The organism is Hydrogenophaga soli (assembly GCF_054777695.1).
This window is the reverse complement of the sequence record NZ_BAAHAK010000006.1, coordinates 211,940-231,537: the sequence shown is the minus strand read 5'-3', so window position 1 is coordinate 231,537 and position 19,598 is coordinate 211,940. Positions and strand designations below refer to the sequence as shown.

At 63.1% G+C, this 19,598-nt stretch carries 15 protein-coding genes and 1 pseudogene; 7 read left to right on the top strand and 9 right to left on the bottom strand.

The annotated features are described in order from the left end of the window. Positions 1 to 3 precede the first annotated feature (3 nt). Both ACYVB7_RS12900 and ACYVB7_RS12895 read right to left on the bottom strand, forming a co-directional pair. Positions 4 to 1,056 (bottom strand): GGDEF domain-containing protein, encoded by a 1,053-nt coding sequence (locus ACYVB7_RS12900; RefSeq protein WP_460508239.1) that lies wholly within the window; start codon positions 1,054 to 1,056, stop codon positions 4 to 6. A 177-nt stretch (positions 1,057 to 1,233) separates the two neighbouring features. Further along, a complete protein-coding gene (locus ACYVB7_RS12895; RefSeq protein WP_460508237.1) occupies positions 1,234 to 2,583 on the bottom strand; it encodes an ATP-binding protein in 1,350 nt (449 codons plus the stop codon). Positions 2,584 to 2,840: 257 nt separating this feature from the next. Between ACYVB7_RS12895 and ACYVB7_RS12890 the strand changes: the two genes are divergently transcribed. From ACYVB7_RS12890 to ACYVB7_RS12880, 3 genes are all read left to right on the top strand, one after another. Beyond that, positions 2,841 to 5,492 carry a bifunctional diguanylate cyclase/phosphodiesterase gene (locus ACYVB7_RS12890; protein ID WP_460508235.1) on the top strand — a complete coding sequence of 884 codons (2,652 nt, stop codon included), beginning with the start codon at positions 2,841 to 2,843 and terminating at the stop codon, positions 5,490 to 5,492. 113 nt (positions 5,493 to 5,605) lie between these two features. Beyond that, the gene (locus ACYVB7_RS12885) at positions 5,606 to 7,504 is read left to right on the top strand and encodes a YopJ family acetyltransferase (protein ID WP_460508232.1); all 1,899 of its coding nucleotides are present in this window, start codon (positions 5,606 to 5,608) and stop codon (positions 7,502 to 7,504) included. A gap of 235 nt (positions 7,505 to 7,739) precedes the next feature. Continuing rightward, entirely contained in the window at positions 7,740 to 9,758 is a 2,019-nt protein-coding gene (locus ACYVB7_RS12880) for an autotransporter outer membrane beta-barrel domain-containing protein (RefSeq protein ID WP_460508230.1), read from the top strand. 54 nt (positions 9,759 to 9,812) lie between these two features. Here the strand turns inward: ACYVB7_RS12880 and ACYVB7_RS12875 are convergent, their stop codons facing one another. Then, the gene (locus tag ACYVB7_RS12875) at positions 9,813 to 9,956 is read right to left on the bottom strand and encodes a hypothetical protein (protein WP_460508228.1); all 144 of its coding nucleotides are present in this window, start codon (positions 9,954 to 9,956) and stop codon (positions 9,813 to 9,815) included. A gap of 113 nt (positions 9,957 to 10,069) precedes the next feature. On the opposite strand from ACYVB7_RS12875, the gene ACYVB7_RS12870 reads away from it, so the two are divergent. Together ACYVB7_RS12870 and ACYVB7_RS12865 are read left to right on the top strand one after the other, a co-directional pair. Beyond that, complete coding sequence (locus tag ACYVB7_RS12870) at positions 10,070 to 11,725, top strand: hypothetical protein (protein ID WP_460508226.1); 1,656 nt, start codon at positions 10,070 to 10,072, stop codon at positions 11,723 to 11,725. An 86-nt stretch (positions 11,726 to 11,811) separates the two neighbouring features. Beyond that, positions 11,812 to 12,606 (top strand): tRNA-uridine aminocarboxypropyltransferase, encoded by a 795-nt coding sequence (locus ACYVB7_RS12865; RefSeq protein ID WP_460508223.1) that lies wholly within the window; start codon positions 11,812 to 11,814, stop codon positions 12,604 to 12,606. Here the strand turns inward: ACYVB7_RS12865 and ACYVB7_RS12860 are convergent. From ACYVB7_RS12860 to ACYVB7_RS12835, 6 genes are all read right to left on the bottom strand, one after another. After that, positions 12,578 to 13,627 carry a DctP family TRAP transporter solute-binding subunit gene (locus ACYVB7_RS12860; protein ID WP_460508220.1) on the bottom strand — a complete coding sequence of 350 codons (1,050 nt, stop codon included), beginning with the start codon at positions 13,625 to 13,627 and terminating at the stop codon, positions 12,578 to 12,580. The genes ACYVB7_RS12865 and ACYVB7_RS12860 overlap by 29 nt on opposite strands. Before the next feature lie 112 nt (positions 13,628 to 13,739). Continuing rightward, positions 13,740 to 13,847: an EAL domain-containing protein gene (locus ACYVB7_RS12855; protein ID WP_460508218.1), complete on the bottom strand. Its 108-nt coding sequence runs from the start codon at positions 13,845 to 13,847 to the stop codon at positions 13,740 to 13,742. A 14-nt stretch (positions 13,848 to 13,861) separates the two neighbouring features. Continuing rightward, complete coding sequence (locus tag ACYVB7_RS12850) at positions 13,862 to 14,050, bottom strand: hypothetical protein (RefSeq protein ID WP_460508372.1); 189 nt, start codon at positions 14,048 to 14,050, stop codon at positions 13,862 to 13,864. A gap of 523 nt (positions 14,051 to 14,573) precedes the next feature. Next, positions 14,574 to 15,950, bottom strand: coding sequence for a hypothetical protein (locus tag ACYVB7_RS12845; RefSeq protein ID WP_460508216.1), 1,377 nt, complete (start codon positions 15,948 to 15,950; stop codon positions 14,574 to 14,576). Positions 15,951 to 16,036: 86 nt separating this feature from the next. Continuing rightward, positions 16,037 to 17,254 (bottom strand): ComEC/Rec2 family competence protein, encoded by a 1,218-nt coding sequence (locus ACYVB7_RS12840; RefSeq protein ID WP_460508214.1) that lies wholly within the window; start codon positions 17,252 to 17,254, stop codon positions 16,037 to 16,039. Between the two features lie 288 nt (positions 17,255 to 17,542). Beyond that, complete coding sequence (locus ACYVB7_RS12835; RefSeq protein ID WP_460508212.1) at positions 17,543 to 18,220, bottom strand: hypothetical protein; 678 nt, start codon at positions 18,218 to 18,220, stop codon at positions 17,543 to 17,545. Positions 18,221 to 18,492: 272 nt separating this feature from the next. Here ACYVB7_RS12835 and ACYVB7_RS12830 point away from each other — a divergent pair. Continuing rightward, positions 18,493 to 18,666 (top strand): annotated as a pseudogene (locus tag ACYVB7_RS12830) (AAA family ATPase); the annotation flags it as partial. A 101-nt stretch (positions 18,667 to 18,767) separates the two neighbouring features. Further along, complete coding sequence (locus tag ACYVB7_RS12825) at positions 18,768 to 19,505, top strand: ATP-binding protein (RefSeq protein ID WP_460508210.1); 738 nt, start codon at positions 18,768 to 18,770, stop codon at positions 19,503 to 19,505. Positions 19,506 to 19,598: the final 93 nt, after the last annotated feature.

Here is a 19,598-nt window from a genome sequence, read left to right as displayed (position 1 = left end):
TGTTCAGCCCCACTCCGTGCGGTTTCGTCCCTGCAGTTTGGCGGCATAAAGCGCGGCGTCGGCCCGCGCCATGGTCTTGTCGGTGTCCTCGCCCGGGCGGTACTGGGTCACGCCAATGGACACGGTCATCTTCACCGCTCCCGTGGGGGTGTTCACCACGGCATCAGCCACTTTTGCCCGGACGCGCTCCAGACAGATCTGACCTGACGCCGGATCGGTGTCGGTGAGCAAAATCACAAATTCCTCCCCACCCCATCGAGCCAGGGTGTCGTGCGCGCGCAAGGTGCCCAACACCACAGAGGCAAATGCTTGCAAAGCCACGTCGCCCGCTTGGTGCCCGTGGGTGTCGTTGATTTGCTTGAAATGATCGACATCCAGGATGGCGAAAAGCAGCGCTTGGGACTGTCGGTTGGCCCGCTGCGATTCTTCTGCGATTTTTTCCAGCATGTGTCGGCGGTTGAACACACCGGTAAGTTCGTCTCGGGTGGCAATGAGGTTGATTTTGTCCAGCGCCGACTTCAGTTCATTCTTTTTGTTGCGCATGTAGGCGCTCATCAACTGCAACCGCCACGTGAGGAATGTGGTGGCCGACAACACCACAAACGCCATGAAGACATAGGCCGCCAGCAAACCCACTGGCTCGTCGGTCACCAGACGCTGCGCCACATGCAAGGCCGCCAGACTGAACAGGCACAGACCGTACACCGCGACAAAAACCACTTGGCGCAACGACAGACCGAACATGCCAAACATCAGGATGACAGACAGAATGGGCAAGGTCACCCCGCGGCTGTGCCCCGCGATGACAAACGCCGCGGCGTCACACGCAATGGCGTAGAGCATCTGCGCGAATGCCAGGGAGGGATCGGAAAACCGTTGGGACAGGCCACTGCGAATCAGACCGTAAATCACCACCAAGCCGCCGCACGAGAACGCGGCCCAGGTGCCTACGTCGCCCATGCCCTCGGTACCAATGGCCTGAACAAAGTACAACACCCCGACACACGCCACCATCAACAACGCTGCCAGCAGAAACTGGCTGGTGCGAATGCGCATGGGTTTGCTGGTTCCCAACACCCATGCCATGCTTTGGTGGAACCATTGCCGGGCAACAGGGTTGTGGTTTTGGTGGTGCTTTTGGGTCATCGGTCAATCTGCGGCCCCCGCGGAGCCTTGCCCCTCTGTGTCAATCGTGGACCTGATGTATGTCGGCCTCGCTTCGCATAACTTCAATCAAACCGCTGTGGGGCTGGCCTTTGGCTCGGATGGATTCACCGGCAGATGCACGGTGAACCGGGACCCTTTGCCCAGTTCGCTGGACACTTCAATGCGCCCTCCGTGTTTGGCCACGATGCTGTAGGACAGGGACAGCCCCAGCCCCGTTCCCTTGCCCACAGGCTTGGTGGTGAAAAATGGATCGAAGATCCGCTGGAGGATGCCTGCGGGAATGCCCGACCCGTTGTCGGAAATTTCCACCCACACCCAGTCTTTGGCGTCGTTGGTGCCCGTGCGCACACCGATGACACCGTTGGATGTGATGGCGTGTGAGGCGTTCACGATCAGGTTCATGAACACCTGGTTCAGTTGCGAAGGCAAACACTTCACCAACGGCAGCGTTCCATACGTCTTTTGAACGGTGGCCTTGTACTTGAACTCGTTGTTGGCAATGGTGAGTGTGCTGTCAATGCCTGCATGCAAATCAGCCGGTTGCCAGTCGGTTTCGCCAATGTGCGCAAAGTCCCGCAGCGATTGAACGATGTCGCGCACCCGCTTGAGGCCATCCAGCGACTCGCGGACCAGATCGGCCACATCCCCCTTCAAAAACTCGTAATCGGCCTGCGCCTTGAAGTGCGCCAGCTGTGCCTTCACCGCGTCTTGCCCGGGAATGGCCTGAACCGCCTGCTCAAAATTGGCGGTGAGTTCAAACAGGGTGTCCACGTAGTTCTTCAACGTGCCCATGTTGGAGTTGACAAACCCCACCGGGTTGTTGATTTCGTGGGCAATGCCCGCGGCCAACTGGCCGATGGAGGCCATTTTTTCGGATTGCAGCAGCTGGGCCTGCGTTTCCTGCAACTGGCTGATGAGCCGACGTTGCTCTTCCCCCTTCTTGTGCAGCGCGTCTTCCATCTGTTTGCGCTCGGTGATGTCGGTCAGCGAGCCCACCACCTCCAGCGGCTGGCCGCTGGCGCTGCGAATCAGGCGCAGCGAGTCGTGCATCCAGAGGTAGTGACCGTCACGGCAACGAAAGCGGTACTCGTAGGTTTGCTGCCCAGTGCTGAAGATCTGCGCAAAGCTGGAAAAAATCTGGGGAATGTCGTCGGGGTGGATGTGGTCGAACCAGAAGCTGGGGTCGGCCACCATCTCGGCGGGTTGGTACCCCAGCACCCGCAGGGCGTTGTCGCTGACAAACGTCATGGTGCCGTCCCCCGTGGGCACGCTGCTGTAAATGATGGCGGGCGTGTTGGAAATCAGGTACTTCAGCCGCGCGTTTTCCCGTTCAGAAGCCGACTCGGCAGGGCTACCGAGCGTGACCGCCCCCACAGGAGCGGTGAGTGCACCGGCCCCAAAATCTTCAAACTCCATGGGCTCACTCCGCACGAAGAAGGTTTGTCATTTTGATGGTGGCTATGTTAGGGCCGACTGGGGCGTTGCGCCCGAATTTGTGCACCCTGTTGACGTTGGGCGAAAGCACAAGGTCAATCCGGCCAAGACGACGGTGAGGGTGGCTGCTGGTGCTATAACAACCCACAGCTACACCAGCCTTTCACCGTCAAGCCACGACACATGACCGTGTCACCCTGCCGCCCCCGAACGTGAGCTCCGCACCACCACCCCGCCCCATGCGCCCCCCCCACGACCGCTGGCGAACCGCCATGATGGTCGCATTGGGCATGCTGGCCGTGCTGACCTACGCGGGACTGATCAGCTGGGGGCTCAAGCACGCGCACGACCGCGAGGTTGAATTTGCCCGCCACAGCCAGCAAAACCTGGTCAAGGTGCTGGAAAGCCACGCGATGGCCACCGTGGACAAGATCGACACCGTGCTGCTGGCCACCCGCCTGCGGCTGAACGATGTCCTCCAAGGGGAACGCGCCGACCCCCAGGCCATCAACGCCGCCCTGGGGCACTACCTCAAACTCATTGGCGAATCGCAAAGCCTGCGGGTGGCGGATGCGCAAGGCCGCTTCATCCAGGACGCCTCGGGCAACCTGTCGTCAGCCACCATCCGGGACCGGGACTATTTCCAGCAGAACCAACGCGAAACCGCTGGATCGTTGGTCATTTCAGAACCCATCTTTGCGCGCATCACCCACAACTGGGTGATCACCCTGAGCCGCCGCATCGACGATGGACAAGGGCGGTTTGCGGGTCTGGTGCAGGCGGCCGTGCGTGCCGACCATTTCCAGGACTTTTACGCCGCCCTCCATCTGGGGCCGGGGCGCACCGTGGCCCTGTTGGATGACCAACTGCGCCTGGTGGCCCGCTACCCTGAGGTGCCTGAACGCCTGGGCCAACCGATCGACAGCCCCTCCCTTCGGCAACTGCTGGCCGAAGGCCGCAGCGAGGCGGTGTACACCGCGAGGTCGGCGGTGGACGGCGTGGAGCGCATGTTTGCCCTGCGAAAAGTCGGCCACCATCCCCTGTATGTGCTGGTGGGCTGGAGCACCGCCGAGTACCTGGCCAACTGGCGCCAACAGGTGGTGTGGGGCGCGGGCAGCGCCGTGGTCCTCACCTTGGTTCTGGTGGGGTGGCTGGTGGTGTGGTTGCGCACCTACGACCAGGCCCGGCGCCTGGCGCGGGGCATGACCGACGCCTACGAAATCACCATGCAGCGCACCCGCGCCCTGCTCGACAGCCTGCCCGACCCCGCCTGGCTGTCGGACCGGCAGGGGCGCATGATTGCCGTCAACGACGCCTACAGCCGCGCCAGCGGCAAGCCACCCGAACACATCGTGGGCCATGTGGTGGCCGACATCTGGCCCGCCCCCGTGGCCGCCGAGCTGGCCCAACAGGAGACCGACACCCTGTCCAGCCTGCAGCAACGCCGACGTGAAGCCACCCAGGACGTTGCCGACGGCAGCCGACGCTGCTACGAGTACGTGTCCACCCCCGTGCTGGATGCGGGGGGCCAGTTGGTGGGCGTGGCCGGTGTGGCGCGCGACATCACCCAAATCCGGGAGGACGAAGAACGCATACGCCACTTGGCCGCCCACGACGCCCTCACCGACCTCCCCAACCGCACCCAGCTGCACGAAAGCATGGCCATGGCACTGGCGGAAGCCGTGGGCGAACAGGCGGGCATTGCCCTGATGTTCCTGGACCTGGACCATTTCAAGAACATCAACGACACCCTGGGGCATGACGTCGGCGACCAACTGCTGCAACAAGTCGCCCATCGCCTCCAAAACAACCTGGACGCGCGCGACACGGTCAGCCGCCAAGGCGGGGACGAGTTCACCGTGCTGCTGAAACAAGCCGCCAACCCCGCCCGGGTGGCCATGATCGCGCAGCGCCTGATTGACGTGGTGTCCCAGCCCTTCACGGTGGGCGAACACGAGTTGCAGGTGGGCGTGAGCATCGGCATCAGCACCTACCCCCACGACGGGGCCGACATCGGCACGCTGCTGAAAAACGCCGACACGGCCATGTACCAGGCCAAGGCCGCGGGTGGCGGGGCCTACCAGTTCTTCACCCCGGAAATGAACGCCCACATCCTGGAGCGGGTGGCCATGGAGAACAGCCTGCGCCAGGCCATCCGCAACCACGAGTTCCACCTGCACTACCAACCGCAGGTGGATGGCCGCACCGGCAAGCTGCTGGGCCTGGAAGCCCTCATCCGCTGGCAACACCCGCAGCAGGGCAACATCCCCCCTGCCCGCTTCATCCCCATTGCGGAAGAAAGCAACCTCATCAACGCCATTGGCGAATGGGTGCTGCGCGAAACCTGCCGCCAAAGCCGCGCCTGGGTGGACCAGGGCCTGCCGCCCGTGGTGGTGGCCGTCAACCTGTCGGCGGTCCAGTTCCGGCAACGCAACCTGGTGGACCAAGTCTCCAGCGCCCTGGCGGCCACGGGGCTGGACCCGTGCTGGCTGGAGCTGGAGATCACCGAGAGTGCCTTCATCCACGACACCGATCGCATTGTTGAACTGCTGACCGAGCTGCGCCAACTGGGCGTGAAGTTGTCGGTGGACGACTTTGGCACCGGTTACTCCAGCCTGGGCTACCTGAAGCGCCTGCCGTTTGACAAGATCAAGATCGACCAGTCCTTTGTGCGCGACCTGCCGGGCAGCGAGGACGATGCCGCCATCACCCGCGCCATCATCGGCATTGCCGAAAGCCTGAACAAGGAAGTGATTGCCGAAGGCGTGGAAACCGCCCGCCAACGCGCCCACCTGCTGCAGCAAGGCTGCGTGCAAATGCAGGGTTACCACTTCAGCCGCCCGGTGCCCGCCGACCAAATCGAACCCATGCTGCGCAACGGCTTGGCCTGACGGCCCGCCCTTTCACTCCATCCTTTCGCCCCCGCCGCCGCCTGTTCGCATCCGCCCCCGCGCACCTGCGCCCGTGTCGCCAGCATGTGAAGTGCTCTACAGGGAAGTCCTTCATGCTCAACACACGCACCACCACACTGCCTTCTTCCACGCTGCCGCCGCTGCAACCGTCCGCAACGCCGCCCGAGGCCGGGCCAAGCCGCCTTGCCGCCGCACTGCCCTCCGGACTGGTCGGAGGCCCGCAGGCACGGCAGTCTTCGGCCGCGGGTGCGGGTTCGGCACCCCGTGTGGCCTTGCCCAGTGCTGCGAAACCCGGGCCATCGGCGGCCCCCACCGCCAGTGCCGACAACCTGTGGACGCGCCTGGACGCCATGAAAAGCGACCTGACCACGCTGCGCACCCTGCAAGCCAACGGGCGAGAGCCGTCCCCAACCGCTTTTGACGGCAAGCACCTGGACCTGCTGGTGGCCGCGGAAAACGCCCGCAACCCGTCGCTGCACCTCAGCCACCAGTCCATCGACATCGCTGCCGTGCGCAGCAGCCCGGCAGAAGCCCGCAACGCCGTGGCCGGGCTGGGCGACGCCCTGGTCAAGGGCATGCAGAGCGGCCAAGACTGGCGCGCTGTGCTCAAGATTGATGACCACCACGTGGCCGTGGAAGGCCGACACCACCCCAAGCACCCCTCCCGCGTGTCGCTGGCCGTGGTGGACAGCCTGGGCTCGGACATCAAGAACACCGAATGGCTGCAGATCGCCCAGGCCCTGTGTGACCACGCCAACCGGGCACGGCTGGCCGCGGGCCAGGCCCCCAACACCCAGGTGTGGATCAACACCGTGAACACCGCCATGCTGCGCACGGCCTCTGCGTCGGGCAGCGACATCTTCGCGCTGGCTGCTGCCCGCAAGATGCCCGCCGACGGCAGCCTGGTGGCCCTGCACAAACGCGTGCTGGATGCGCAGGCCAACAAGCCCGCACCCACGGCGGTGCGGGAGACCCACAACCACAGCGTGGGCGACGCACGCCTCTTCAAACTCACCACCAGCCCGCTGGTGATGGACGACCTGCTGGCCGCCAGACCCGCACTGCAACACGCCCCGGTCAACCAAAAGGGGCAGACGCTGGCCGATTACCAGGCCGCCCACGTGGGCACGCGCACGCCGGGCTTTGGCATGAACCAGACCTACAACACCGCCTACGAGGACAAGCGGCTGCGCATGTACGAGCGCACCATCGCCCACATCGAGTCCAAGCTGGCGCCGCAGCTCGACGCCATGAAGGCCCACCTCCAGGACCTGCAGCGCACGGCCATCGGTGAAGCCACCCGACCGGCTGCGCGCGACGGCCAGTTCATCGGCATGTTGATGGACGCCGAAAACGCCCAGAACCCCGCGCTGCGCCTCAGCACACACCGCCTGGACGCCAGCCACCTCCAGGCGGGCAACCCCGCGGCCACGGAAAGCCTGTGGCGCACCCTGACGGAGGGCATGCGCACCGGCCAGGACTGGCACGCAACGCTGGACGTCCAAGGCCACCACCTTGCACTGGCAGCACGCCACGATGCCGACAACCCGGCGCATGTGTCGCTGGTGGCGATGGCCGACGGGGGCTCACCCCTCAAGCCCGAGGACTGGAAGCAGCTGGTCGGCCAGTTGAGCCAGCGCATGCAAGCCCAAGCCACCAACGGGGCCGATGCGGGCAAGGTGTGGATGACGGTGCTGAACCTCTCGCCTCGCCAGCCTGACCACGACAGCGCCTTGTTTGCGCTGATGGGCGCCCGGGGCATGGCGGACGACCCGGAGGTGGCCAAAGTCCACACCGAAGCGCTGGCCCAGGCCCGCAGCGTGGGCGCCCCAGCCGCCCTGCGTGGCCGCTCCGGCGACCACCTGCTGGACCCCGAGCACGCCGCCCACCAGGGCAACCTGCTGGCCACGCCCGACCTCTTGGCCCTGCAAATCGAGATGTACGAACAGGCCGTGGGACACCACGCGCTCATCTTGGCGGAACACGCCTGACCCTTGCCCCGCGCACGCCAGCCGAGGCTTGCGGCCCGCAGGGGTTTCTCCAAAAGGTCCGAACCATCGCCCGTTCGGACTTCTTCATTTTTGATAGCTGCTTGCGCTTGATGTGAAAGCGCTAGAGGCCATTTTTGCTTTGAATGGATGTCGGCGCTGTCAATCCACACGGGTGCGTATATTTTTCTTTCATCTTGGTACAGTGCACTTTTGCACTCATCGACCAGGAGCCCCCTTGACCTCTACCGCATTCCACGCCAGTCGGCGTCATTTCTTGGTGGCGGGTTGCGCCGTCCTCACCACCGCTTGTGGCGGCGGCTCTGAGGACCCGGTGACGGAGAGCGCCAACGCCATCGGCAAAGACATCACGGCAGACCTGCTGGCCAACCGAGACGTGACGCTGGTGGGGGACTCGTTTGCCAACCTTCCCGCCGGTACCACCACCTACACGGGGGTCATCAGCGGCATGGGCACGTTGCGCCTGCAAGCCACAGGCACGGCCAGCACGCTGGCGATCACCCGCACCTGGACGTTCACGCTGCCCGTGGAGCGTCAAGTGGCGGTGGTGAGCAAAACCGTGTTCCCGGGCGCTGGATATGCCTTGACGCTCAACGGCACCAATCCACCCGTGCTGACCATCGACCCTGCCGTGACGTTCCAGATCGGCACCAACACCAGCGCAGACAACAACCCCAACCTGATGGCCACGGCAGACAGCAAAAACGCCGCAAGCCTTCTCAACGGTGAGATCAACCTCAACAACATCCAGAACAACGGCACGCTGGTGATCAACAGCAGGCAGTTTGTGCTGCTGGGGCAAGTGAGTGGCAGCGGCCACATCGTGCAGGCCCCGGGGGCCTGGGGCGGGATGTCGTCGGGCGGTGTCAGCGGCCTCCAGGGCGTGCTTTCGCTGACCACGGGCATGGACTTTGGCAGCAACCACCGGTCCATGTCGCTGTCCAACGCCAAAGCAATCCTGAATGAGGGCTCGCTGCTGATGTGGAGCGCGCCGGGCACCGTGGTGAACGTCCCGCAGACCATTTATGAGGCCGCGTATGGCAACGACATCAACTTCCACGCCATCGGGCCTTCCACCATCGTGATGTCGGGCATCTACAGCCACACGGACAACAGCCCGCACAACCAACCCAACCTCGTCAACCCCGGCCTCAGCGACCCCAGCCTGAACCGCGCCAAGGTCATCTACCGGGGCGGCGCCAACGACGTCAACGGCAACGACGGCAGCTACCGCGGCATCAACATCGAGCGCGGCGCGGGCACCGTGCAGTGGGGTGACGGCACCCACGCCAACTTCTTCCTGCCTGCGGCACCGTCACCCGCCGAACCCTACCCGCCTCTGGGCAAGAAGAACGCCTACATCAACCTGCGCGGTGGCAACCTGGCCTTCAATTACAACGGCCCGGTGACGCTGCATGTGGGCATCACCGGCGGTGGCGGCGGCCCGCACCGCGACGGCTCGGTGGGCAACGGCAACGTGACCCTCGTGGGCACGCCGGGCAATGACGTGACCTTTGCCCAGCCGCAAAACTACAACGGCACCACCACCATCGGGGCCAACGCCATCCTGCGCCTGGGCACGGGCACACCGGTGCCGCTGAACTACATCACCGTCCGGCCCACTGGAAAGTCCACCTTCCTGCAGGCCACCTACAGCGGTGATGCCAGCCTGCTGACCGCCGAGTCGCCCAACGGTGCGGCAAGCAATGCCATTGTGAACAACGGCCAGCTGGTGGTTCAGAACACCACCACCGCGATCACGCTGTCCAACATCAGCGGCAGTGGCAGCCTCACGCATGCGGGTCTGGCGGCGCTCACGCTGCAAAACAACCGCCACAGCGGCAACACCCTGCTCAACAACGGCAGCACCGTGGCGGGCAGCGCCAACGCTTTCGGGACGGGCAGTGTGGTCAACCAGGCCACCTTGTCATTGGCCAATGGCCAACGCGAACTGGCCGTTGGTGGCAACTTCACTCAAGGCGCCAATGGTCGGCTGATGCTGTCCATTGCGGGCACCACGCCGGGTGTGAACCACGATCACCTCAGCGTGGCGGGGGCCGCTGTGCTGGGCGGACGCCTGGAACTGAGCCTTGGCGCAGGCCTGGTCAGCGGCCAGAAAGTGGTGCTGATCCAAGCCGCAGGTGGCGTCACGGGGGCGTTCAGCGCCATCAGCAGCGTGGGGGCCAGCGTGGTTCCCGGGCAAGACGCCACAAGCTTTTTCGTCACCGTGCAGTAACGCGGTCAGCACGCCCCACGGGTGGGGGTGGGCTGCGTGGAGCCCACCTCGGTCTCAACGGGCCAGGTCGGCGATGCGGGTGGCAGACCGCGCACCGCTGTAGATGCGGTTGTTCCACGTGCCCGAAGCGGGCGCATCGGTGTAGGCGCATGGCCTGGAACCGGCTGACCTGAGGGGCACGAAGACCCTGTGGTGCATGTCTTTCAACTCAAGCAGGAAGGCGTCCTGCCGATACTCAGATGGCAATGCCTGTGATTTCCCTCAACACCGTTCCGCTTCCTGCCAACTGGATCAACCAGAGGCCCCCCAACGTGTTGGCCACCCCCGCGGAAGTCTCGGATGTCAGCGCATTGACATTGCCTGTGCCTGAGTCTGAGCGGGAGACCTCCATCCATCTGCCCGCACAGGTTTCGCTGGAGGGTGAACTTTTCCTGCAAGTGACCCAGCTGCCCAGCACGCTGCTCGCCCCGGAAAAGACCTATGGACCCAATGGCCGCATTCATGTGAAGGCGGGGCAAATGCAAGTCTGGGAGCAGGCGTCAGACAACCCCCTCGGTCAACTGATGGGACGCAATGCCGCCAAGGGCTCGATGCAAAACCGCCTGAAAGGACTGGGGGAAGCGCTGCTGGACCAAGTGAGCAACCGCCCGGTGGCCTACCGGCAATCCGTCGTCAATGTGAAGGCACCCGATGCCGCCTCCAAGATTCAGAGCGTGGCCATCCATTCACTTCAAGAGTTCCAGAGTTCACCCAGCTCACGGGTGGAACTGAGTGTTCAGACCCGATCGGGCGCACACGTGCGCCTGACCCTTGTCGACAAAAACCCCGATGAGAACGATCCCCGTGGTTCAGGGCTTTCGGTCGAGATTGAGGTAGACGGCGAACTCACCCAGGCCGACAAGGCTGCACTGAAATCATTGGCCAGCGGTTTTGAAAAAGCCATTCAGGGACTTGCAGATGACACCACGCAAATCGACCTGCAAGGGCTGACCAACTTTGACCACCAGGTGATTTCGACGCTTGAGCTGAAAACCCAGGTCCATGGTCGGGATGCTCGTGGCATTCGTTACGAAAAACTGGCAGCTGATTTCAAGGTCGATGCGAACTCACGGGAGATTCAGCTCAAACGTCCTGACGGCACCGTCAAAATGAAAACCGACCTGCGTCAACCCGTGTTGTGGGGCAACCAAGAGCAAAAGGCTTACTCGCTCAATCAATACCTGCGGCGCATGGACCAGGCGGCACAACGGGGCCATGCCAATCGTGAGTTGGTCGACTTGTTCAAATCCACGTTCATGGCCGTGAATGCCAGCTACGGGTCACCAGCGGCAGCACCGCTGGTCAATCCAAGCAAGGCCGACAGCGCCGCCAACCTCGCCAGCGATGCCGCAGCCTGGCGCGAGGAGGACACCAGTGTGCTGACTGGGCTGGCCGACTTCGACGCCTCCGTGACGGCCACGCCGAAAGCCTCCAATCCAAGAAATGTCCTGGAAAAAGACAAGTTTCAGTATTCGATCAACCAGTCCACGGTGATTTCGGGCCCATCCAAAAGCAATCGCGCCATCACCCAAACCCAAGACGCGCAACTGAGCGCCTCTTACCACCAGTCGCTGTTTTCGTCGCGGCCGCCCCTGCTGGATGACAAGAAAACGTCCCAAAACTACTTTTTCCACCAAATTGAGGACCACAGCAGCACCCTGGTGCATCTTGCCTACGACAAGGACGAGCTGCGGCGCGCCACGTTGACGCAGTCCTCATCGCAATCGCATCGGGTGCAGAAATACGAAGACGCCAAGCTGACGCAAGACATTCGCACGCCGCCACGCCTTCAGGTCAAGCACACAGACCTGCTGCCGTTGTTCAAGCAACTCCATGACCCCTCGCAGCCCCGCCAGATCAACGAGGAAAGGAAGAAGCAACTCCTGGACGGCTTGCATGCGCAGGTGTTTGACACTGGGGCCGAGTGACTCGGCGGGTGTTCCGCCGATTTCATGCCTCCGGGCATGAAATACATTGTCGGTCCCCACGTTCTTCGAGCCTGCGTTCCGCCCCCATGACCCCAACGAACCCCGTGCCTCCCCCCGCCCATGCGGTGGCGCGTTTGCGTGCCGAACGTTTGGCCCGCAGCACCAAACCGTTTTTGGCACGCGGCGGCATGAAGGCCGAGCGCTGCCCGGTGTGCCGCGTGGCCCCCACGCATTGCCTGTGCGCGCTGCGCCCTGCCCTTCACACCCAAGTCGGCGTTTGCCTGCTGATGGCCGACATTGAGCCGCTCAAACCCACCAACACCGGCTGGCTGATTGCCGACGTGGTGGCCGACACCTTTGCCTTTGGCTGGAGCCGGACCGAGGTGGCCCCGGACTTGCTGACCCTGCTGGCCGATCCGCAGTGGTTGCCCCTGGTGGTGTTTCCCGGTGAATTTGTGGCCCCGGAACGGGTGGTGCATGACGTGCCGCCACACCCACCCCACCAAAAGCCCTTGTTCGTGATGCTGGACGCCACCTGGCCCGAGGCCCGCAAGATGTTCCGCAAAAGCCCGTACCTGGCGCATCTGCCGGTGCTGAGTCTGCAACCGGACCAGGTGTCACGCTACCAGCTGCGCCGATCCCGCCGCAACGACCACTTCTGCACCAGCGAAGTGGCCGCCATGTGCCTGGAGCTGGCGGGCGAGCCCCATGCCGGCGAGGTGTTGAGCACCTACCTGGACGTGTTTTCGCACCACTACCTGCAGGCCAAGCAACAGCGCCCCGCGGACTGGAGCAGCGCCGATCACCAGCGTTTGCAGGCCTTGTGCCCGCCGTCAGTCACCGGCCCTCAGCCTACTTTTTGGCAGCACGAATCTGGCTAAGCTCATCGGCCAAGCGAATCCAGAGCGTCATTCCCGCCTGTTGAACGATGGGCGCAATCACCCGTTCAAGTCGGCGTTCAATCTGCGACCGTTCTCCCACCTCCAGCTCGGCGACTTTCATGCCAGCGTCCTTCATCACCTTGAGGGCTTCGTCGGTCGCCCGCTGCGATTCAGCCCGTTGGAACACACGGGCGTCTGCCAGCGCTTTGCTGACAAGGGTTTTGTCCGCCTCGCTCAAGGTATCCCACCACTTTTTGGAGGCAATGACCCCGTACACACCATACAGGTGCTTGGTGATCGTGAGGTACTTCTGCACCTCGTGCAGCTTCGCGGAAACGATGGTTGGCAGCGGGTTCTCTTGGCCATCAAACGTCCCCGCCTCAATGGCCGGGCGAAGCTCTGGAAATGGCAAGGGCTTGGCATCGGCACCCAGTCGCTTGAACGTGCTGATGGCCAGCTCTGTGGGCATGGTGCGGAGCTTGAGTCCTTGCAGGTCCGCCAAACGCGTCACGGGTCGGGCGTTGTTGGTCAAGTGCCGAAACCCCAGCTCCCAGAATGACAGCCCCACCATGCCGTGGCCTTGCATCCCCGCCAACAGCTCCTGACCCACCTTGCCATCGAGAAGTGCGTGCGCCTCTTCCCGATTGGCGAACAAAAATGGGGCATCCAGAATCGCCAGCGGCTTGTAAATCGGCACGACCGTCGATGTGGAGCTGATGAACATCTCCAACTTTCCATCGATCACGTCTTGCATGGCCTTCTGGTCGTTACCCAAAGCCCCCTTGCCAACCGGCTTGAGCACCAGCCGTCCTGCCGATTCCTTGGACACCTGCTCTGCGGCTTTGGCCAAAGCCCGCCCAACGTGGGAATCATCGGACAGGGCATGAGCAACACGAATTTCCACGGCGTTGCCCGTCTGTGCTGCAAAAACAAAGAAACCACACAAAAACAAGCGCGACACCCAGGTGCGTAAGGCCTTCGGTTGGGAATCACGGGTAGACAACGTTGTCCAATGGTTCATAGCACCTCTCTGCGTTTCAGTGTTCATCCACGTTGTGGGCTGCCTCCACCCCACAGATGCATTATGTGCTCAACAATGAAAACAACATGAATGCCACAGGGCATGAGCCCGATCAGGGTTTGGCAAACAGGTAACCCTGGCACTCGTCGCAGCCCTGGGCCTGGAGGTACTGCAACTGCTGCACGGTTTCCACACCTTCGGCCACGGTGCGCATGCCCATCTTGTGTGCCAGGGTCAGGATGGCGTCGACAGGTTGAGCACACGCCCGGTCTGGAGGGAATCGCAATGCAACTGACCGTTGGGCAGGATGGTCAGCAACCCGGTGTACTGCGGGTGTTCTTGCTGCACGTCGGCCAAAAACGCCGAGCAGGCCACCTTGTCCGCCTGCCCCACCAAGGGCACCCGCCCCAGGCCAAACAGCAACTGCGCGGTGCCGCTGACCCGGTCATCCCAGCGTGGCCGCCAAGACCAGGGACAGCACACGCAGGCGCAGACTCACCGCTCAGCCCCGCCGTGCGCACGGCCTGCGAGCGCTGCGCGGCCAGCTCGCCGAAAAACGTCGCCAGCCCGGCGTGGTAGACCTTGGCGGCTTCCCGATAACCCTCGACATCCTGGCTGTGGCGCCCCTGGGCATCCCGAGTGTGGAGGCGAAGCATGACTGCACCCGCATTGAGGCAACGCTTGGCGGTATCGGAGACGTCATTCGGCTGCATGAAGGCAAGCATGGCACCGGTGAAATGACTCACCATGCCGATGAAATCGGAACCCGTGGCGGTGCCAGCCCGTTGTCGTCGTTGGGTTGACCAAGAGGCCAAAGCCAGAACCGACACCGGCGCTGGATTCTTCACTTTTGATAGCTGCTTGCGCTTTATATGAAAGCGCTAGAGGCACTTTTTACTTGAAATTTACTTGCACCCAAGTGGCCACGGCGTTTGCCGCGGGGAGATCAGCGCACGCCTTGCTGATCCGCCAGCGCGCGCAGGGGTTCGTCGTTGTAGATCCACACCCCCCATCGGCCCTCGACGGTGCGCACGTCGGCTTCGCTGCCGGCACGGATCCACGCCAGTCGGCTTTGGCGGCCGGGCAGTTCGATGGGCGGCACATGGGCCGCGTCCGCCCCCATGGGTTTGGCCTGACCGTCGGCGATGGCAAAGCGGTGGGTCTGCCACGCGTCCCCACGGCCCAACAGGGCCGCGTGGACCAGCAAGGGCTCGGTGACAAACGCCACCGCAGCCACCCAGAGCAACGCGGCGAAGGCAAGCGCAGGCTTGGACACGGGATCGCGTGCCTTGGGCGGTTCCGTCGGCGTGGCGGGCAAAGGGTCAGTCGAGGGCTGGCCCCGCCACCCCCACGCGGCCAACGCCCACAGGGCCAGGGTGCCCAGAGACCATGCGGCGCGGTCCATCCACGTGGGGGAAGCGTGCAGATGGACATGGGGGGCGCACAGCATCAATACCCAGCCCGTCAAAAACACCACGATGGTCCCCAACAGCAGCGCCAGCGCCTCGGGCTGGCGGTTCAGGTCGGTGCCGACCACGGGGGCGGTGCCGGGCCAGCGCCATGCCCTGCATGCCGGGGGGGCATGCTTCTCCAGGGCGCGAACCAGGCGCAGCTGAGCAAACGCCTCTGCCAGGCGAGTTTCATTGATGAAACCGCCCCACGGGGCCGTCAGCGGTGAGGGGCTGCCACTGGGTTTCAGGCGTGGGCGTGGCGGGTCGTTGAGGCGGAACCAGAAGGCGGGCCGCAGCACGCGCTGGCGGCCATAGCCCACGGCCACCACGATCTCCACCCAGGCCAGTGCGGGCACCGCCCCGCCCACCAGATTGGAGCGGCGGACGGTGATGCGACGCACGTCACCCCAGGCAATTTGCCAGTTCTGCCCGAACAAGTGGTGCAAGCCCAGCGGAAGGCGGTGCTCTTGCCACAGGCCCTGTGGGCCAATGCGGAGTGTGAGGCGGTGGATCGACAGCCATTGCACGCCCGCTGAGACCACGACGGCCAGTGGGTACAGCATCGGCAGCAGCCATCCCCGGAACTTTTCGCTGTCTTTTTGCCAAACAGCAGCCGCCAGAGTGCGCCAACCCTCACCGTCCAAGCGGCCCAGCTCAGGGAAAGTGCGCAAAAGCGTCCAGGCCACATAAGCCAGCACCCCCACCGTCAGCACGCCCCACAGCAGCCGCTGCGTGCGCGGGCTGATGATGGGGACCATGTGGGATTGAAGGGGTCGGTACACCAGCACTTCGTCGCCGGGCGTGTCCTCTTCCCAAAAAGGGGGATGGGCGCGTTCTGAGGGCGGGGGGGCCTGGGTGTTTTGGGGCTGCATGGGGGCGCGATGGTTGAGACGGACTGCATGATGGGGCGGGGCCCATACCGGAAGCCTGTCGAACAGATTGAATGATTTTTTGGGCTTCAGCGCTTCTTCTGCATATCCATGCAGCTATCAAATCTGAATTCAACAACCTCGTGGAAGCCCAACCAGCACTCCTCCGTGACGACGTGCAGGTAAGCACCTTCTGCCAAAACCTCCTTCAGCACACTCGCCTTGGGATGTCCGTAGGAATTGGAAGTACCCACCGACACGACAGCGTTCATTCCGGAAATCCTGATCAGCCCGGGATTGAAGAACTTGGGACCATTGATCGGAGCTGCCCCGTGGTGTGGCACCTGCACAGTCAAAACTCGATCCAGTACGCTCGCGTAGTGCGCACTGAAGTCAGCCCAGATGGATGCTTCCCCGAGTGGCGCATCTCCCGTGCCAATCCATCCGACACGATTCTTATGGGCACACAAATGCCAGAGTCGCATTTCGTCGCACCAGTGTCTGTGTCCATACCGCTGGCTAGCGAAAGATGAACCCAGCAACTCATATCCACAGACGTTGAACTGAGCTGCCGTGGGGCCGGAATACATGCATAGAGAGAGCAAGTTTGCGAGCCATTGGCCGCTCGCTTCTGCCGCCCAGCTGGGTTTGTATGCCGTGATGGCATTCCGGTAGGCCTGAAGAGCTGCCTTTCGGTTCGCGGAAACTTCCAACCAGTCAACGAGTTCTTCCACGGCGCTTGGCTCACACAAGGCAGCCACCGGAAAACCGCACATCACAAGTTCATCGAACAGATGGGCAATCAAGTCGTCGTCAAGCCCACGATTCCAGAACCTCAGTACCCACGGCACTTTGCCTTGCAGCCCGGGCACACCAAGACCAACATCACTTTGGGCAGACAGGACTGCACCGGTAGGCCGTCCACGCTGCCCTTCAACGGCTTGGAGTGAAGTTGGCTCCGCGGCCTCATTGCCGTCCGAACGCGGGCCATCGGGGTTCTGAGGAGATCCGTCATTGTTTCCATCCCCACCAGGCTGAACCATGGTTACTGGCACCCCAAATAGTGTGCCCGCCCCCGCCGCGAGCCCATGCAGTTCGCGAATGTAGGACGCTTCCAGTGCCCCCTCCTGACCAGCCAGTACAAAGGCCAACTCCGGTGGAGCGAGGTATGGAACGTAAACGCGACGAACCATGTACTTGTCCACCAGCAACGCGGCACCAATGATGTGGTCCCGGTCAAAATGCGAGAGGATCAGCGCGTCGATAACACCCCTGTCCCCGCTGTCGGCACGCTTGGACAGGTCCATCCTTTTGATGCATTTCCGCAGGAGAGGTGACGCGGTTCGACCTACCAGTGCCCCACAGTCGTACACGTAGTCAAAGCGATAGCGCGTGCCGCCAACCTCGGTAACCTCTACTGAGGCCGAGTGAAATGAACCCTGCCCCACGCCATGTTGTAGACGTGAATGGATGACTCTCATCTTGTCTCCCTGATTTCTAGATGAATACCCCGCCGCACGCAGCGGGGTATTCCGGCTGGCAAATGCGGAAACCTCACGGCTCGCTTCGCATCGCCTCAAAATGCCACCCCGCTGTCAAAGCGAGAGTTTGCGAAACGCGCCCACCATGTTGGCCTGGAGTCCGTCGAGCTCACCGCCCGCCGCAACGGGCAACACCAGAAGCGTTGCCCCGTTTTGCACCACCCTCGCCTTCCGGGCGCTTTGGTGCATGTAGGTGCCCGCCACGTCACGACAAGCAGGCATGGAATGGCAGCGGAACAAGGTGGCCGACAGCTTGGGGCTGCTTGCTTCGCTCGCTCCGCTCGTCGAGGCCTGCACGTCCACCTGTGCCGCATCCACCACGCCGACAGGCAACTTCACCGTTGCAGGCTTGCGCGTCACGGCATGCGCAATGCCGATGCGCTGCAACTCGGCGGAATACGCATCCACCGAGTCAAGCGCAGCGGTGTTTTGCGGTGCCGGGGTGGGTTCTGGCGCTGGGGCCAATGCCGGTGTTTCGACCCTTGCAGCCATGGGCATGGCCGCGGGCACCGTGGGCACATTGCGCTCATCCGCCTGCGAGACGGCAGGCTCGTCTTCAAGGTCCGCCTGTTCCAGCATCGTCGTTTTGATCACCTGCCAACCGCTGATGACAAGCAACAGGCTGAAAACGAGGTTGGCGATGAAGGGCACGGTGACGTTGGTCTCGGGATCGTCACGTTCCTTGAACAGCGTGTAGGCCGCGGCAATGCCGCCCAGGAAAAATGTCCCCACCGCAAGCGCAACGCTGGATCGCGCAACCCGAAAGCACAACCAAATTTGCGTGATCGCGGCCAACGCGAGCCACAGAAAGACCCAACCCATGCGATTTCCTCCACTGACTAGCCGCCATTGTCCACATGACGCATTTCGGAGGATTGCATGCCCAGGAGCGGATCAAAAGCCTGAACCGTTGCCAGCCCGGAGAACGTCACTTTTGATAGCTACTTGCGCTTTATTTGAAAGCGACAGAGGCTGTTTCCTCACGACTGCAAGCGTCACCCGCAGTGGTTCTGCTGGGGCCGCGCCAGGTGGGCAAGACCACGCTGGCACTGACCTTGGCCAACACGTGGCCAGCAGCTTGCACTTACCTTGACTTGGAACGCCCCGCCGACCGCTTGCGCCTGGACGATGCCGATGCCTACCTGCGTTCGCAAGGCACCAAGCTGGTCATCCTGGACGAGATCCACCGCATGCCGGGCTTGTTCGAGGTGTTGCGCGGCATCATCGACGAGCGCCGCCGGGCTGGGCAGCGCACACACTGGAATGGCCCCATGAGGATTTGGACACGCTGTGGCTGCGCGGTGGCTTTCCCGACAGTGTGCTGGCACCCGGCGATGCGGCCAGCCTGCGCTGGCGCGAGGATTTTGTGCGCAGCTACCTGCAACGCGACGTGCCCATGTTTGCACCCCGCTTACCCGCCGAAACCGTGGGCCGACTGTGGACCATGCTGGCGCACCAGCAAGGCGCACTGCTCCAGCAAACGCGGTTGGCCAGCGGTCTGGGCGTGAGCAGCCCTGCGGTGGACCGCTACATCGACCTGCTGGTGGACTTGCAGCTGGTGCGGCGCCTGCGCCCGTGGAGTGGCCATGTGGGCAAACGCTTGGTGAAGGCACCCAAGGTGTATGTGCGCGACAGCGGACTGGTGCATGCCCTGCTGGGCATCGGGTCGCTGCACGACCTGAGCGGCCACCCCGTGTGCGGCCCCAGCTACGAGGGCTTTTGCATGGAAAACCTGGCGACCGCAGCCGGCCCACAATGCACGCCCTACAGCTACCGCACCCATGCGGGTGCAGAAATTGACCTGGTGCTGGAACGCGCCGGACAGCCTTGGATGGCGATTGAAATCAAACGATCGACCGCGCCAACCGTGAGCAAGGGCTTCGACATCGCCTGCGACGACCTGAAGATTGAGCAACGCTTTGTGGTGTACCCGGGTGCAGAACGCTACCCCATGCGCCACGGCGCACAGGCCATTGGCTTGGTGGAACTGATGCGGACGCTGCAAGCAGTCCAATGATCAGGCCGAGGCTCAATGTCGAACCTGCCGCCGCCTGATGCGCTTGGTGCACCGGCTTGTGCGGCACGTTGGCGCGCATCTGGATGCCGAAAT

Bases quoted from the DNA above. Each gene is read 5' to 3' on its own strand.
- ACYVB7_RS12860 (WP_460508220.1), bottom strand. From the start codon at position 13,627: ATGAACCATTGGACAACGTTGTCTACCCGTGATTCCCAACCGAAGGCC.
- ACYVB7_RS12865 (WP_460508223.1), top strand. From the start codon at position 11,812: ATGACCCCAACGAACCCCGTGCCTCCCCCCGCCCATGCGGTGGCGCGT.
- ACYVB7_RS12845 (WP_460508216.1), bottom strand. From the start codon at position 15,950: ATGCAGCCCCAAAACACCCAGGCCCCCCCGCCCTCAGAACGCGCCCAT.
- ACYVB7_RS12875 (WP_460508228.1), bottom strand. From the start codon at position 9,956: ATGCACCACAGGGTCTTCGTGCCCCTCAGGTCAGCCGGTTCCAGGCCA.
- ACYVB7_RS12885 (WP_460508232.1), top strand. From the start codon at position 5,606: ATGCTCAACACACGCACCACCACACTGCCTTCTTCCACGCTGCCGCCG.
- ACYVB7_RS12895 (WP_460508237.1), bottom strand. From the start codon at position 2,583: ATGGAGTTTGAAGATTTTGGGGCCGGTGCACTCACCGCTCCTGTGGGG.
- ACYVB7_RS12900 (WP_460508239.1), bottom strand. From the start codon at position 1,056: ATGCGCATTCGCACCAGCCAGTTTCTGCTGGCAGCGTTGTTGATGGTG.
- ACYVB7_RS12840 (WP_460508214.1), bottom strand. From the start codon at position 17,254: ATGGACCTGTCCAAGCGTGCCGACAGCGGGGACAGGGGTGTTATCGAC.
- ACYVB7_RS12890 (WP_460508235.1), top strand. From the start codon at position 2,841: ATGCGCCCCCCCCACGACCGCTGGCGAACCGCCATGATGGTCGCATTG.
- ACYVB7_RS12855 (WP_460508218.1), bottom strand. From the start codon at position 13,847: ATGGGCATGCGCACCGTGGCCGAAGGTGTGGAAACCGTGCAGCAGTTG.